Origin of the sequence: Pleurocapsa sp. PCC 7319, from assembly GCF_000332195.1 — a bacterium.
Classification (GTDB): domain Bacteria; phylum Cyanobacteriota; class Cyanobacteriia; order Cyanobacteriales; family Xenococcaceae; genus Waterburya.
Genome location: NZ_KB235922.1, coordinates 2,272,891 through 2,288,231, shown reverse-complemented (window position 1 = coordinate 2,288,231; position 15,341 = coordinate 2,272,891). Strand labels below are relative to the sequence as shown.

10 protein-coding genes are annotated in these 15,341 nt (G+C 36.6%); 7 read left to right on the top strand and 3 right to left on the bottom strand.

Annotated features, from left to right (window positions below; translation table 11 throughout):
* Nucleotides 1–7 precede the first annotated feature (7 nt).
* Nucleotides 8–2,476 (bottom strand): filamentous hemagglutinin N-terminal domain-containing protein, encoded by a 2,469-nt coding sequence (locus PLEUR7319_RS35335; protein WP_019505905.1) that lies wholly within the window; start codon nt 2,474–2,476, stop codon nt 8–10.
* Between the two features lie 275 nt (nt 2,477–2,751).
* Between PLEUR7319_RS35335 and PLEUR7319_RS35330 the strand changes: the two genes are divergently transcribed.
* Nucleotides 2,752–4,086 (top strand): cytochrome P450, encoded by a 1,335-nt coding sequence (locus tag PLEUR7319_RS35330; protein ID WP_019505904.1) that lies wholly within the window; start codon nt 2,752–2,754, stop codon nt 4,084–4,086.
* Between the two features lie 41 nt (nt 4,087–4,127).
* Here PLEUR7319_RS35330 and PLEUR7319_RS0114205 read toward each other — a convergent pair whose 3' ends face one another.
* Nucleotides 4,128–6,560 (bottom strand): CHAT domain-containing protein, encoded by a 2,433-nt coding sequence (locus PLEUR7319_RS0114205; protein ID WP_237743577.1) that lies wholly within the window; start codon nt 6,558–6,560, stop codon nt 4,128–4,130.
* Nucleotides 6,561–6,688: 128 nt separating this feature from the next.
* Between PLEUR7319_RS0114205 and PLEUR7319_RS0114200 the strand changes: the two genes are divergently transcribed.
* Together PLEUR7319_RS0114200 and PLEUR7319_RS38120 are read left to right on the top strand one after the other, a co-directional pair.
* Entirely contained in the window at nt 6,689–7,378 is a 690-nt protein-coding gene (locus tag PLEUR7319_RS0114200) for a DUF928 domain-containing protein (RefSeq protein ID WP_019505902.1), read from the top strand.
* Nucleotides 7,379–7,501: 123 nt separating this feature from the next.
* Nucleotides 7,502–9,583 carry a CHASE2 domain-containing protein gene (locus PLEUR7319_RS38120; protein ID WP_019505901.1) on the top strand — a complete coding sequence of 694 codons (2,082 nt, stop codon included), beginning with the start codon at nt 7,502–7,504 and terminating at the stop codon, nt 9,581–9,583.
* Nucleotides 9,584–9,639: 56 nt separating this feature from the next.
* Here the strand turns inward: PLEUR7319_RS38120 and PLEUR7319_RS40055 are convergent, their stop codons facing one another.
* Entirely contained in the window at nt 9,640–10,233 is a 594-nt protein-coding gene (locus PLEUR7319_RS40055; RefSeq protein ID WP_019505900.1) for an acyl carrier protein, read from the bottom strand.
* A 399-nt stretch (nt 10,234–10,632) separates the two neighbouring features.
* Between PLEUR7319_RS40055 and PLEUR7319_RS0114185 the strand changes: the two genes are divergently transcribed.
* The 4 genes from PLEUR7319_RS0114185 (at nt 10,633) to PLEUR7319_RS0114170 (ending at nt 14,657) form a co-directional block, all read left to right on the top strand.
* Nucleotides 10,633–11,409 (top strand): thioesterase II family protein, encoded by a 777-nt coding sequence (locus PLEUR7319_RS0114185; RefSeq protein WP_019505899.1) that lies wholly within the window; start codon nt 10,633–10,635, stop codon nt 11,407–11,409.
* Between the two features lie 10 nt (nt 11,410–11,419).
* A complete protein-coding gene (locus PLEUR7319_RS0114180; protein WP_019505898.1) occupies nt 11,420–12,148 on the top strand; it encodes a DevA family ABC transporter ATP-binding protein in 729 nt (242 codons plus the stop codon).
* 85 nt (nt 12,149–12,233) lie between these two features.
* Nucleotides 12,234–12,992, top strand: coding sequence for a 4'-phosphopantetheinyl transferase superfamily protein (locus tag PLEUR7319_RS0114175; RefSeq protein ID WP_019505897.1), 759 nt, complete (start codon nt 12,234–12,236; stop codon nt 12,990–12,992).
* A 216-nt stretch (nt 12,993–13,208) separates the two neighbouring features.
* Nucleotides 13,209–14,657: a helix-turn-helix domain-containing protein gene (locus PLEUR7319_RS0114170; RefSeq protein ID WP_019505896.1), complete on the top strand. Its 1,449-nt coding sequence runs from the start codon at nt 13,209–13,211 to the stop codon at nt 14,655–14,657.
* Nucleotides 14,658–15,341: the final 684 nt, after the last annotated feature.

Here is a 15,341-nt window from a genome sequence, read left to right as displayed (position 1 = left end):
TAAAATATTATTTCTCTTTAGCACTGTGACAATAAATAGATTCTGCTTTTTGAGGCGCAGCTACCAAAAGAATTCTGCCATCTCCTGTTTCCACCATTTTCTCAGCAGGGATTGTCGATTGATTGTATTGTGAATTATCTGCTTGAGTTGATGGAGATTGTTTATCGGTAGTAGGAAGTGAACCAACACCAGTTAAAGAAAAATTAGCATCGCTGTAGTTGGAATTAGGGTTTTTAGGAAATTCATCGCTGCCACCAATATTAAAACTTACTTGTCCACTGCTACGGGCTAGACAGCTATTTGCGATCGCTTGTTCGGCATTAAAAAATTCTAGTTCCGATTGTTCTAATTCCCGTTGAAGATTGATATCTGGTGTATTGATTTGAATTGTGCCATCTATTCCTAATTCCGAACTGGCAGAGAAGATGTTTTCAGGGGAGTCAAATAAAAATAAACCTTCAGCATCAATATTCAAATTTCCTCCCCTGCCTTGAAAAGCGTTAGCTGTTACTTCACTGTTTTTTTTTGCGATTAGAGTATTAGTTTTAATAATAATATTCCCTCCATCACCATTGTTCTCTGCCGTGGCTGCAATATCACTACCAGAATCTATTTGTAAATTATCTGTCTTAATATTAATTTCGCCTCCTAGTCCTGATTCTGTAGCAGCGGTGATCCTCCCCGCTTCCGCCAAATTAATTTGTTCGGCATCTACTGAAAGTGTTCCTCCGTTGCCTGTACCTTGATTTTCCACAGTTACAACTCCCTCTTGAGCGATATCAAAAAGAGTAGTATTAATTGTCACATTTCCACCATCACCACCAGGCATACTAGGTAATCCTAATGCTCTTTGTGCCGCTGGGGGAACAGATTGAACAGCAGCTCTTATAGTGCTTTGAGGATTACTAGTTTGTATTTGTCTGGGATTACTAGCTGTTCCTTTCACCTCTACTAATTCAGAGGCATCAACATTTATATTGCCAGCATTACCATTGGCAAAGGAAGAAGAAGATAATGAAGCTCCATCAATTACCCTTAATTTATCAGTACTTAATATCAGATTTCCAGCGTTGCCATCAGCAAAAGAAGTCGATGATATACTTGCTCTATCCGTGGAGGAAGTTCCTATTATTTCAACCAGATCAGCATTGATCTCTAATGTTCCTCCATTTCCAGCTCCATTAGTAGAAGAACTGATTCCAGAAGCATCGACTAAAAGCCCAGAAGTTAATAAATTAATATCCCCCGCATTTCCCTCCGCAAAGGTGGTGGCAATCAAACTACTTGGAGCAGAGAAACTAATTGAATTAGTGGCATTGACATTTATATTACCCCCTGTAGCTTCACTAAAAGAATTTGTTCTTATTCTTGCTCCATTTTGAAACGTAACTCGATCGGCAAAAATATTTACATCTGCGCCTTCTCCAGAATTGAAATTTTCCGAGCGAATACTGCTACGAACATCAGATTCTTGAGAACGTCCCGAAACAGTAAGTAATTCAGATGCTTGAATGTTCAGTGAAGCATCTGAAAGATTACCTTGATTTTGAGACAATACAAAAGACTGATTCAGTATATTAATGTTCTTACCTGTTAGAAAAATGCTTCCTATAAGATCGCCACTAGTATCAACTAAAGATTGTTGATTTAGGTTAATGTCTTGATATTCAGTTACATTATCGCTGGTCAAAGTGAGTCCAGCTTCAGATTGATTAATATCTACTAAACCAGAATTTATACTATTTAAGTAAATCTGTCCGTTTTCTATAGTGCTGATTACACCTCCGTTTAGATTCACGCCATTGCCTACTAAAGCAAATGTTTGATTTGATGGTGCAGATAATCCGCTAGGTCTCTGATTGAATTCTATAGATCCAACAGGAGACTCAGAATTAATTTGATTTCCAGTGCCATTAACTGTAATTGCACCAGAATTACCATCAAACTGTAATCCAATGGGAACGCTTACCGTCAAAATTGGCTGTTCTTCACCGTCATTGGTTGTAAACTCAACACCATCCTCAAATTGAATACTATTAGCAGTTGTGCCAATAAACGAGCCACCTACATCTAAGCTCGCATTCTCGCCAAAGACAATACCGTTAGGATTGACCAGAAAGAAATTAGCTCCCCCTTGAGTTCTGAGGATACCGTCTATGCTTGAGGCTGTATCGCCAGTAATGCGAGTAAAAATATTCTCAATATCTGGCGCATTTTCAAATACCGCTTCAATTCCTTCTGGCACAGAAAACTCTTCAAAACTATGGAAAAGATTGTTTCCTTCTCTTTCCCCACCGTTGATATTCAATTCATTATCTCCTTGTTGTTCTACTGAGGTAGGTAGCGACCCATCTGGGGTAATCTGAGCCTTTACAGACGTAATAGGAGCAAAGAACATTAAGGATGATAAACATAGTCCTTGCCCAACCCTAACCAATTGCTGTTTATAAAATAATCTTGTTTGCTTCAGTTTCATAAGGTCGCTATTTACTTCATTAGGCTTATATTAAGATGCTCGACTATAACCCAGTCAAGTTTGAGATAATATAGTCACAGCTTTAGGCTGTGAAATTAGTTAAATTCGCTAAGAATTTTAATGTGAGATAAATCAATAGTTTGGAGATAATTTCACATAAGTTTTGGTCTGCTGTATCAAATACAAAGAGTTATATTCTTTATTGCCCTATTAATCGTACAGTTTAAAGTTATAAAGTTTGAAGTTTATCAGTTAGAGTAATTTATTAGTTCTTAATGTCTATACCCCCAGGTTCTAAATCTCCTTACCTAATTCAGCTATCTCAAGTACTATTAGATCCAATCGGTTCGCTCGATCGCTGGTCTGAAGAATATGGAGAAACTTTTACCCTGGGAGGAAAAAAACTACCTCCGACAATTTCTTTTAGTACTCCTGAAGCTATCCGTACTATTTTCAATGCGCCGTCTGATACTATAGGCTACTCTCAAAAAAGCGAACTAGTTAAGTCTCTCTTGGGAGATGGTTCATTTATTTTCTTACCAGAACTCGAACATCAAAGACAAAGGAAGCTAATCATTCCTAATTGGCATAGAGCCAGCTTGAATACTTGCGGGCAAAATATAATCGCTATTACGCAGAAAATTATCGGTAATCTAGTTCCTGGTAGTGCGTTTGATGTTCGTCAGGTGATGAAAAGGATATCTCTAGAAGTTATTTTAGAGGAAGTTTTTGGCTCAGATAATTACCTCATACGCGAGCAAATCAAGCAAACCCTCATCAGCCTGTTTGAGTTGTTTGACTCTCCTATATTGGCTTCATACTTATTGACTGCGCGGTTTTTTCCTGTTCTGTTGGAGCAAGAACTTGGTCTTTGGGGAAAAGTAAGACATTTACAGCAGAAACTCGATTCTTTAATTTATAGCGAAATTGCCTGGCGACGAAACCAGAAAGAGCGTCAGAAATACGATCTTCTCTCATTACTAGCAACTAGCAGCGATGAAAACGGTCAGTCAATGAGCGATAAAGAAATCCGAGATGCATTACTAACTCTAATTTTTGCTGGGTTTGAAACGGCAGCAGCAGCAATGTCTTGGATGCTTTACTGGATTCATTATATTCTAGGAGTTCGAGAACAAGTTTCAAACGAGCTAAATTCTAGTGCTGACTTTACAAAACCAATGGAAATCGCCAGATTACCTTATTTAGAAGCTGTATGTAATGAAACTCTACGAATCAACCCTCCTGCCTTAAGTACTTTTGCTCGGACTGTTAAGAAACCAATTGAAATTGATGGATATTATCTCGAACCTGGAACAGGAATTGATGTCTCAATTTACTTAGCTCATCGGAGAAAGGCGGTTTATCCAGAACCAAACAAGTTTAGACCAGAGCGTTTTCTAAAAAAACAATATTCGACATACGAATTTTTACCTTTTGGTGGGGGGCAATGCCGTTGTCTTGGAGCTAGTTTAGCCCAATATGAAATGAAGTTGGTATTAGCTACAATTGTGGCTAATTTCAGACTAGAGCTAATCGATCCCAGACCTATTAGACCAAAACGTCACGGTATAGTAATACTTCCAAGCGACTTAAAAATGAAAGTTATTTGACGACTGCAATTTGGGCAATTTTAAAATAGAGACTGTTAAAATTATTTTTGAAACAAGATCATGCTAGACCAGTTGCTAGGATGATAATCAGGGCTGCTAATCAAATCTAGTTGAGCTTGTCGTAAAGCATCTGGTAGGGGCAATCGATCTTCAATCCAATTATCGTAAAAGGCATCAATTAGGGTCACTATCTGCCGATCATTAACCGACCACAAACTACCCAAAACATTTTTAATTCCCGATCTAGAAGCTACTCCTGACATTCCCAAAGTAGATTGGGGATCGCCTGCTGCGGTGTCACAGGCACTTAGAACCAATAATTGAATAGGGTAGCTGGGAAAATTAAGACTGTGAGTGCTTAATATCTCTTCTAATTCCTGCAAATCGATCTGACTGCGATATGCCTGTAAAAAAGTATTTTCGCGATTTCCACCAAATCGCCCGTGAGTAGCAATATGAACTAGCGATGATTTGTTTGATTCTATTTGCTGTTTAAAACTACTTTTGGTAAATTCTTCGTTCAAAAAGCCTTTTTCATCGGCAAGTTTACCCAACTGTTCGATCTCTTGTTTGACATATGGCAGGGTCGGAAAATTATTAACCCCTACTGTCAAACCAAACGCCAAAGCCTTTTCTATCTTAGGTTGAGGCTGTTTAATTTGTATGTTCAAACCCAAAGAATTGGCAATAGTATAATCCTCTACTAAAAACTTCTCGCCATCATGGAGGGCAGCCATTGGCACATTCCGTAATATTCCATCATTAACAAAGATTAGATTTTTAAGTTCTGAAGTTTCTAGATAGGATTTAATCTCTGGCGTAAAAAGCAAGTCATAGAGTCTTTGAGATAAAGCTAAATAATTATCATTCTCTTTGTTTTCCAAATCAAATCGCCATTGATTTACTAGTCTTTGAAGCTCTTGCTGAGTAATATCTAAGGCATATTTTTTAAATTGACCATTTGGTAATTGCCAAACCATATAGGTTTTATTGTCTATTATTACTGTATTAATAACTGCCGTATTAGTTTTCTTTAGATAGGCTAGTCTGTCAGTTTCACTATAAGTTTCAAGTTCAAAACAATCATCTTCAAAAAAAGCTTCTAACTCACTAAGCAAGAGTAAATCTTTAGTTTGTAGTGCTAGTTCAAGATTTCGTTCATCAGAGTTATTAGACAATAGTAATTGCATAAAACCACGATAAATAGGTTCGAGATCGCTTTGAAACTCAGATAAAGGATTGCCTTGAGATCGAGTTGTGTTGGCTCTAATTGATTGCAAAGAAGCGATCGCTCGTTCATAAGCCTCTATTGCTGCTTCTGTTTTACCTGTGGCGTTGTAAATCCTAGCTGTCTGCCAATCCCACTGATAAAGACTATCTAGAGCTTGTATCTGTTGAGCGGTAAATTGTGCTTGTTCCGTCCAATATAAAGCTTTATCGTATTGCTGCTGGGACTCATAATATTTACCCATAGCTCCATAAGCAGAGGAACTAACTTTAGGATTATCGATCTTCTGAGCCGTTTTTACCGTAGAATCTAATATTTTCTTCGATCTCAAATCATAATTATTAGTTAACTCACTCAATTCAATCAAAGCATAGACCTTATGATGAGAATCTGGCAGAGCTGACAAGATAACTTCTGCTTTGAGTAAACTATCCACCACATCAGAGGACTTATCAGCATCATCTTGAGCTATTTTAGCTCTTTGCAGTAGAGCTTCTACTCGCTCCATAGATTTACTGTTTACTCTAATCTCAGTTGCTTTTTTAGCTGCTTGCCAAGCTGAAGCGCGATCGCTTTTTACCTGTTGCCATAGTTTATCTGCCGATAAATCTTCTTCAGTTTCAGCGGCGATCGCTTTTTGTCGAGTAATTAATGCTTGTTGTTGATAACCTTTACTAAGATTATTCCAAACTACAATTGGTAAATCATTATCTACGCGATCAATACCCTTCAAACTGTTTTTATAAGCATTAATAGCTGGGCTGTAATCACCCTGAATTGTGTAGGCATTCCCCAAAGTTAAATAACCCATATTCTCAACTCTGTTCAATTCTTTATTTTTAGCAATGGAGATAGCCTCAGTTAATAAAGGAATTGAAAAGCGGGGCTGTCCGAGATCGTTGTAAGCTCTTGCCGTATCGACAAGAGTTGCTGCTATTTTCTCATCGAATTTATTAGTTTTTATCTCCCGATAAATTTTGAGCGATTCTTGCCAATATTTTACTGCTTCCCCCGCCTTTCCTGTATGCCAGTATATAGAGGCTAAATTTGCATATACAGTAGCCAGTTGATTCGATTTAGGTTTTTGCTCTTTGACTACTTTCAACCAAATAGAAATAGCTTCTTGATAATTGCCAGAAGCATAAGCATTATCGGCTCGATCTAACAAAATATTTGATTGAGATGATGTTGAAGATACTTCTGCGCCAATTGTTTTAGGTATAAATAATGGTATAGTTATACACAATATTACAGTAAGACATAAGCATAAATAACGATATCGGAATTTACTAGAGCGGAATTTACTAGTAATCTTATTGTTTGAGAAAGCAGATATTTTTTTGTATTCAGTACCTTTAAATCTTTTCATGACCCATGAAAACTTTCTTTAAGTATTTCAGCATACCAGCATGCACTACTGCTATTTTTATCAGTTTTTTACCTGTTTGGAGTTTAGCTAACACTACCAAAACCTATCGTCCTCCAAGGGGAGAAAAGCGAGAGCAGGCTAGAAAAGCTGGAGGCTCTAGAGGATGCCGTATTCCTTTAAGAGATACAGTTACCTTACTAATTCCACAAGATCATACTGCTACTACAGTTTCATCCCATCCTACTTTCTTTTGGCATTTATCTCAAAAATTATCTCTGCCCTTGCGTTTTACCTTGTTAGAGCCTGGAAAAAAACCCATACTTACAAAAGAACTGAAGCCCGAACCTGGAATTGTAGCTTTAAAATTACCTCAAAGCAGCAAGCCTTTGGAAGTTGGGAAAACTTACCGTTGGACGGTAACTGTCATTTGTAATGATGACAAGCCATCGAGAAATTTATTTGCTCAAGCCTGGATAGAGCGAGTTTCTTTAGCCACATCCAACAGTAATTCTGAAAACGCATCTAATAAATCATCTTGTAGTGATGAATATGCTCAAGTAGGAATTTGGTACGATGCCCTTAATTGCGCCTACACTGCCCAATTATTACAATTTCAAGATATTAATAATGATGAAATGAAAAAATTTTGGTCTTTACTAAAGGATATTGATTTAGATTTCATAGCAAGACAGTAAATATATACTCACTAAACATATACTAAATACTGTGTCTTAATCGCTTAAATTAGAATATTTACTATATGATGTTATTTTATATATTCTGATAATATGTAATCTAAATTACACTAGTATTTTTAAATGCGATGGCAACCCCCTACTATAGCAATATTAATCGGATACCTTACCGTTACTGCTTTTAATTCATTGGGGTGGCTACAAATATCCGAACGTAATCTTTATGATAACTATTTGCGATCACGCCCTTCAGAACCTCAAGATGGAAAAATAGTTATTATTGGCTTAACTGAGAAGGATATAGAGAAACTTGGTTTTCCCATCGGCGACGATACGTTAGCAACTTTACTGACTAAAATTAAAGCTCAAAATCCCCGTGCTATTGGTCTGGATCTACATCGTAACGTCAATATTGGCGATGAAGGTAACAAGAATTTAGACAATATTTTTCGCTCGACACCTGAGTTGATTGGCGTGGAAAAGACAGATGGAGGCAATCCTTACCATCGTTCGATCTCGCCTCCAACTGAGTTGGCAGAACTAGACGGAACTGGAGCTAGCGAAATTATAGAAGATGGTGAACATGGAGTAGTTCGTCGAGGATATTTATACGTTCAAAAATCTACCGAAGACGAACAAATACCCAGTCTGGGACTAGCTGTAGCTCTAAAATACCTAGAAGCTGAAAATATTGTTCCTACTGGCTACGGCAAGAAGTCTTGGTTAAAACTAAATGATGCTGTTTTTCCTTTGCTTGAAGCGAATCGATTATTTTACTCTGAGCGGACTATAGATAATTATCAAACTATAATTAACTACTGCAACAATGAAAACAAATTTTTACACGTAAGTGTTTCTGAAGTATTGGAAAATCGAATTGAAGATAATCTGTTCCAAGATAAAATCATCTTCATCGGCACAATGGCAGAAACAATTGAAGATATTTATACCACTCCGTATAGCTACGGTGAAGAAAATCATGACTTTACTTATGGAGTAGAGATTCATGCCAGTATGACTAGTCAGATCGTCAATGCTGCTTTGAGCGGTCGCACTATAATTAGGTTTCTGCCTTTTTACTGGCAATATAGTGGACTTTTCATTCTACTAATAACAACTTCTTTCAGCTCTTGGTATTTATACACAAGAAACAATTTTTTTCCAAGGAAAAAAATTGTCCTGCATCTTGTCTATTCGATATTCAGCTTGATTACAATTTTAGTTATCGGCTATTTACTTCTACTTTTTGGCTGGTGGACTCCCACAGTTACCGCTTTACTTCTTGCTTTTAGTAGTGAAGTTTGTATCTATGTTTTTATTAAACTCGACCAGCTAGAGCAAGAAAACATAACTCTAGAACGAAAAGTTAAACAGAGAACTCAAGCCCTAAGGGAAGCACAAAAGAAAATACTATCTCAAGAAAAATTAGCTGTTTATCAAAAGCTAGCTCAGTATATAGCCCATGAAATCAAAAACAAGACAAATATAATTGGTTTAAATATTGAAAACAGCCAGACAGATATTGAAGAATTGCAATTGATTATAGAAGACAATTCATTTCTTTTTGAAGAAATAGGCGATCCTCAAGCACAGTTACCACAAAGCATAATTGCTAACTTAAATAATAAATTATCGCGAATAAAATCTATAAATCAAAAGGTAACTTTAATTATTAGTGAAATCTATAATCGAGGTACAGAAAACAATAATAAAAAATCGCCGATTGATCCAGATGTAGATATTAATCAGATGCTCGATCTTCTCTTATCAGAGGCTACGGAAATTTGTAAAATTAAATATCATGATTTGGAGATTATAATCGAGCGTAATTACGATCGTAGTCTTCGTAGATTAAGCTGTGTAAGATCGGAGATAGAAAGAGCGTTAGACAATATAATTTCCAACGCAATCTACCATCTTTATCAGAAAAGTACGTCTACGCGAGATTATCAACCTAAACTATCGATAAGCACTCAAAATATAGAAAGCGAGATTGAAATAAAGATAAAAGATAATGGTACTGGAATAAAATCTAAAGACTTAGATCATATTTTCCAAATATTTTGGACTACAAAGACTTCTCCTGAAGGTTTGGGATTAGGTCTACATTTTGCTAAAGAGTTGATTGAAAAACACGGTGGCAAAATATCAGTTGATTCGGTTGAAAGTGAATATACAGAATTTACAGTTTCTTTACCAACTTAAATTAAAGTAGATAAAATTACCGCTTATGTAAAATACACAAATTTATGTTGATGAAATTACCACTCAAGATTATATTTGAGGCAATAATTTTTTTCTCTAACTGTTAATACTACGCAATCGATTATTTGCTGTACTGTTAACCAAGTTTCTGCAATATCATCTGAAATTTTTATAGCAAATCTCTCCTCTAAAGCTATCAATAATTCTTGCCATTCTAAAGAATTTATTCCCAGATCGTTTGCTAAATTTGTTGTTAGAGTTACTTGTTTTGGCTCTATACCCAAGCAATTAGAAATAACGCTGCATACCGTTTTGCATATTTCTAATTTTTGTAACTGAGTACATTGAATTGCTGTTTTGATTTTGTCTATTAATTCAATTATGTCTTGTAATAAAATTACGATTTTTGTGTATTGTTGGATATTTTCTAAATCCAAAGATTTTGTTTTATGAGCCTTGAGCCAATTGCGGCAGATATGATCGCTATAATCTTGGATATTATTTACTTCGCTCGTTAGCAAATCAGAACTTTGGACATTAGAATCCGTGCTGCTTATCGTTTTATCGTTCTGCTTTAGTTCTGTGGAATGTGTTGCCAGGAAATTATTTTCAGTAGTTGTAGAAATATTTGATGAAGCGTTATTTTTCATGACTGTGTGAAACCTAATTCAAAATTACAAAGCGTATATCCAACTCTTTGCCTAGTTAGTCGCAGTCGCTACTTTGTACGATCTTAAAAAGATTGTATGATAGATGCAGATTTTTTAACAAGTTGAAAGTGCAATATCATAGCATCTTCTCCGACACTAATATTCTTCTGCTAGAAATACCAGCATGACAGCAAAGTATTGAGAAATCTTTCAGACACAAACTTTTTTAACTTATTTGTAAGAGCGATCGCATTTGAATGTGATGCTTTCTGATAAAAGTCGCTCGGCTGGTCACAAAAAACTGTTGCGCTTTGGCTAGCTGAGTCTGAAGAACTTTATTTGTAAATGCGATCGCCTACAAAAGGTAAAACAATTGCTTTCTATTCAACTAATTAAACAATGACCAACGCACAAACTATCAATTCTTGGATTGCACGATCGAGACCTAATCCCAATGCCAAGCTGCGACTATTTTGTCTTCCCTATGCGGGTGGTGCAGCATCGACTTTTTCTTCGTGGTCAACAAGTCTTACCTCTGAAGTAGAAATCTGTCCGATTGAGCTACCAGGACACGGATATAGAATCGCCGAACGCCCGTTAGATCGATTAGAACCTCTTGTCGAAAAACTTACTCATGCTTTACTCCCGTATCTAGACAAACCATTTGCCTTTTTTGGTCATAGTATGGGTGGATTAGTCGGCTTTGAATTAACTCATAAAATTCGTAAGCATTGTAATATCAGTCCAGAACATCTATTCATTTCAGGTCGTCATGCACCTCAAGTTCCAGGTTCTAAACCACCGATTCATCATCTTCCCGAACCTAAATTTATCAATGAATTAGGCAGACTCAACGGTACGCCAAAAGCAGTACTAGAAAATGTTGAATTGATGGAACTTTTTTTGCCTGTCTTAAGAGCAGATTTTGCTGCCATAGAAACTCATGCCTACATCCCAAAGCCTCGACTTGACTGTCCAATTACTGTTTTAGGTGGCATACAAGACTTTGAAATTGCTTGTAATGATCTGGAGCCTTGGCGAGAACAAACAAATGGCAATTTTTCGATGCAGATGTTTCAGGGGGATCATTTTTTTATCAATTCAAATCAATCTACTTTGTTACAGTTTCTCAATCGCGAATTAAACGCGATGCCTAATAGAATTAATCTTCGATAATAAGCTCATAATGATTTTCACCCAATCAATCAATAATCAGCGATCGACAATTGATAAAGTTGTTGAAATTAAGAACCTCAGTCATTTCTTCGGCGAAGGCAAACTTAAAAAACAAATTTTATTTGATATCGATCTGACTCTCAACTCTGGAGAAGTAATTATTTTAAAAGGACCATCTGGCTCTGGTAAAACCACTCTCTTAACTCTTATGGGTGGATTGCGTTCGGCACAACTAGGAAGTCTCAAAGTTTTTGGCGAAGAATTATCTGGTGCCAGCAAAAAGAAATTGGTTCAAATTAGGAGAAATGTTGGCTATATCTTTCAAGCACATAACTTACTAGAATCTTTGACTGCCAGGCAAAATGTACAGATGTCACTGGAATTACACAAAGGAATTAATGCACCACAGGTAAAACAAAGAGCGGTCGCTCTTTTAGAATCTGTAGGTTTGGGAGAACACGCCGATTATTATCCTCATAACCTTTCTGGAGGACAAAAACAAAGAGTGGCAATCGCTCGTGCTTTAGTCTCCCATCCTAGAATGGTATTAGCAGACGAACCCACAGCAGCATTAGACAGCCAATCTGGTCGTAATATTGTTGAGTTGATGCAAGAGTTAGCTAGAGAGCAAGGCTGTACAATTCTTATCGTTACCCACGATAACCGTATCTTGGACGTAGCGGATCGCATTGTGGAATTGGAAGACGGCAGAATTACAGCTAAGAACAATAGTTTTTAATCGAAAATGTTTGAATGTATTTATGTTGCAATCTCCAAATGATCTAGACAACTCAGGTTTCGATTTACCCATTTAGCTTCTAATAATGGACGATAACAACAAATTAAATACGATCTGGCAAGAACCTCCTTCTCAGCCAGTGTTAGCTAACAATCAAGTTCATATATGGCGTGCTAATTTAGATTTACCTACAGACAAAATTGAGCAATTAGCTACTTCCTTATCGACAGATGAAATGGCTAGAGCAAACAAATTTTACTACCTAAAACATAAGAATAGATTTATTGCTGCTAGGGTTATTTTACGCTTGTTATTGGCAAATTATCTCCAAATAAACCCAGAAAAAATAGAATTCGAGTATAGCAATCGCGGTAAGCCTCGATTAGCAGCATCAATAGACAATAGTTCTCTACAGTTCAATGTTTCTCACTCACAAGAGTATGCTCTGTATGGATTTACCAATCATCATCTTATCGGAGTCGATGTTGAATATTTAAGAGAAATGGCAAATATAACCGAACTTGCTCGGCGTTTTTTCACTCATCGAGAATTTCATCAATTGATTGCTGATCTTACTGGCAGAGAACAGGAAGTAGCGTTTTACCAACTTTGGACAGCTAAAGAAGCTTATCTAAAAGCGATCGGCACGGGATTATCTGGTTCTTTGTCAGACATTGAGTTATCACTTGACGACAGAAATCTTAAATTACTGGCAATTAAAGGAAACATTGCCACTGTGGGTAAGTGGTCAATGTATCATTTTATTCCCGCAGCCAACTATGTAGCAGCAATCATGGTTAACACACAAATACCTAAGCAACAGATTAACTTTTGGGATTGGTAGCAAGAGTAATTACCTTTGGTATAAGGACAAACAGTTCATCCATTAGGATTAATTAATCTACAAAAAACACAAAGAAATAAGACATTAACCAGTTTTTGCGCTAAATTTCACCTATCAATATAAATTAAGCCTTTTTGTAGCCTAATTCATATAGCAATATTTTAAGCAAGCAAACTATTCTGACTAAATTACGACTCTTCCACATCCAACGTAATAATGGAACATTCTGAAGCTAAAATTAGTAATAAAAGAAGTAAGTGTAAGAAAAATAATCCACATGAGTCCAATATTGAAAATAAATCAGATCTACAAAACACTAAACAAATAAGATCCCCGACAGAAGCGCCACTGTGTCAGAACAATTTTTACGAAGAATGTCCTAGTAGCGCAATAACTGATACGGTTTACTCAGCAGGGGTTACGGGCATGGAATTTTGGGCATCATCACACGACCGCTTAAATGGAGGTAAAGATTTTACCTCTGGTCGCGTCGAGCTGCAAATCAGAGATAGATTTGACTTAACCGATTTTGCAGAAGTAGCATATCAGTCTAAAGAAGTTATTGCTCATCAGTTTGGCGAACAGACTCTAAAGCTACACTATGCTTTAGCTGCGATCGCTTTTCGTAAACCAGAGGCTTGGAATCAAAAGATTACTGTATCAGCCTCTAAGCTTTTAGCTGACTTTGGTGAAGATAAAAAAAGAAATCACTACATTCCTAAAAAAGAAAGAGGTGCAAATAAAAAATCTACTTGCTACTTATCTAAACAAGATAAGCTTAAAAAAATAGCTCATCACGTTTATCTAATCAAACGACTGGAAGTTTGGGTAAGAGAATGGCGCGATCGCCAGAAAGGGATTTTTACGGTTGAAATGTCCAATCTCTGGGATATTTACAATATTAAACAGATAGTTCAAAAAAGCCTTGGTGGAGACAATAGCATAATTGATGTTGAAATTACCTATAGTCCTGGCTCTTGGTTTGAAAAATTTGCTGGTCACGAGTATTTGAAGGAGTTTGGCTATCTCAGCAGTGAATCATTAAAGCTAGATCCTTATCGGGATAAAATAGCCTTAAGAATAGCTTATTTTGCCCTTTTTGCCTTACAACAGAATAGAAATGGTCATTTCAAGATAGAAAGTCTTTTAAAATGTATTGGTTGTGGCAGAGAAATAGAAACCGCCTCGAACGATGGTAGCGCTGCATCTAATCTAAAGCGTAGTTTCGATCGTGGACTTAAAACTTTAGCTAAATTCGAGCATCCATACAGGTTTATATATGATGTGGACGTTCCCGAATGGGTTGAGTCTGAAAGCAAAATTAAAAAACCAAAATACTGGTTCAACAATTGGTTAAAGTGTTGCGGTACTTTGTATCAACCAGAAATACAGCCTGAACCCAAACCAAATTTGCCTATATCTGATTTCCAGGTCGATAAAGAGCAAAGCTCAACCCAAGAGACGATATCCAACATAGATTTATTAGCCTTTGGTGAACAAATTAGGAAAGCACGTAAAGCTAATAAAAAAAGCTTGAGAACTATGGCTAAACAGATCGATATTTCTCCTTCCCGCCTATCTCAGATTGAGAATGGTCGCTATCCTCATCCAGTTACCCCAGAACTTAAAACTATACTTCTAACCCATTTGGGTTTAGAAGCATAATCAAGCTAATAAAATATGCCTCAATATCTTTCAAATGCCCTCCATCGAAGGGTTTTTTGTTTTGGCAATCAATTTTATGGCTGTTTGGGAAGGATTTTTAGACTCCTAAACACTACAAAAATTAACAAACCTTCAGTATTTATATATATCAATGACTATAGCTCCTAAACACTTGATGTTCATTCGGAAACGTTTGGTGTTCATTCGGAAACGTTTGGTGTTCATTCGGAAACGTTTGGTGTTCATTCGGAAACGTTTTTTAGGTGAAACCACGATATTTCAATATTTTCAGCTCTTAAACATTCAAAAAAATTGTTTAGGTAGCTCCTAAACAGTGCGATCGGAGGATTTGCAATAATAGGAGTTGAAATATTTATTCTTGAGGTGAAAGAAACTATTTAATACCGACTATTCTTTCCGATTTGTTTCACTCAATTAGAAAAGAGCCTAGATCCACAACTTATAAAAGCAGGTATCTAAGCCCCTTCCCATTTCTCTGAATAACTCTAGCTATCAACTAGAAAACAGAGACACAATGTAAATGTAGGAATTTATATTGTATCTCTTGTTGTTTAGAGTTGCACGCTTCGATCTTCTTCAACATTTACCTTGTGCTACGCCAAAACACTTGGCGTGAATTGGCTATGGGACGTTAATGCTTGCTGTGTCGTGGTTTTAAGGCTT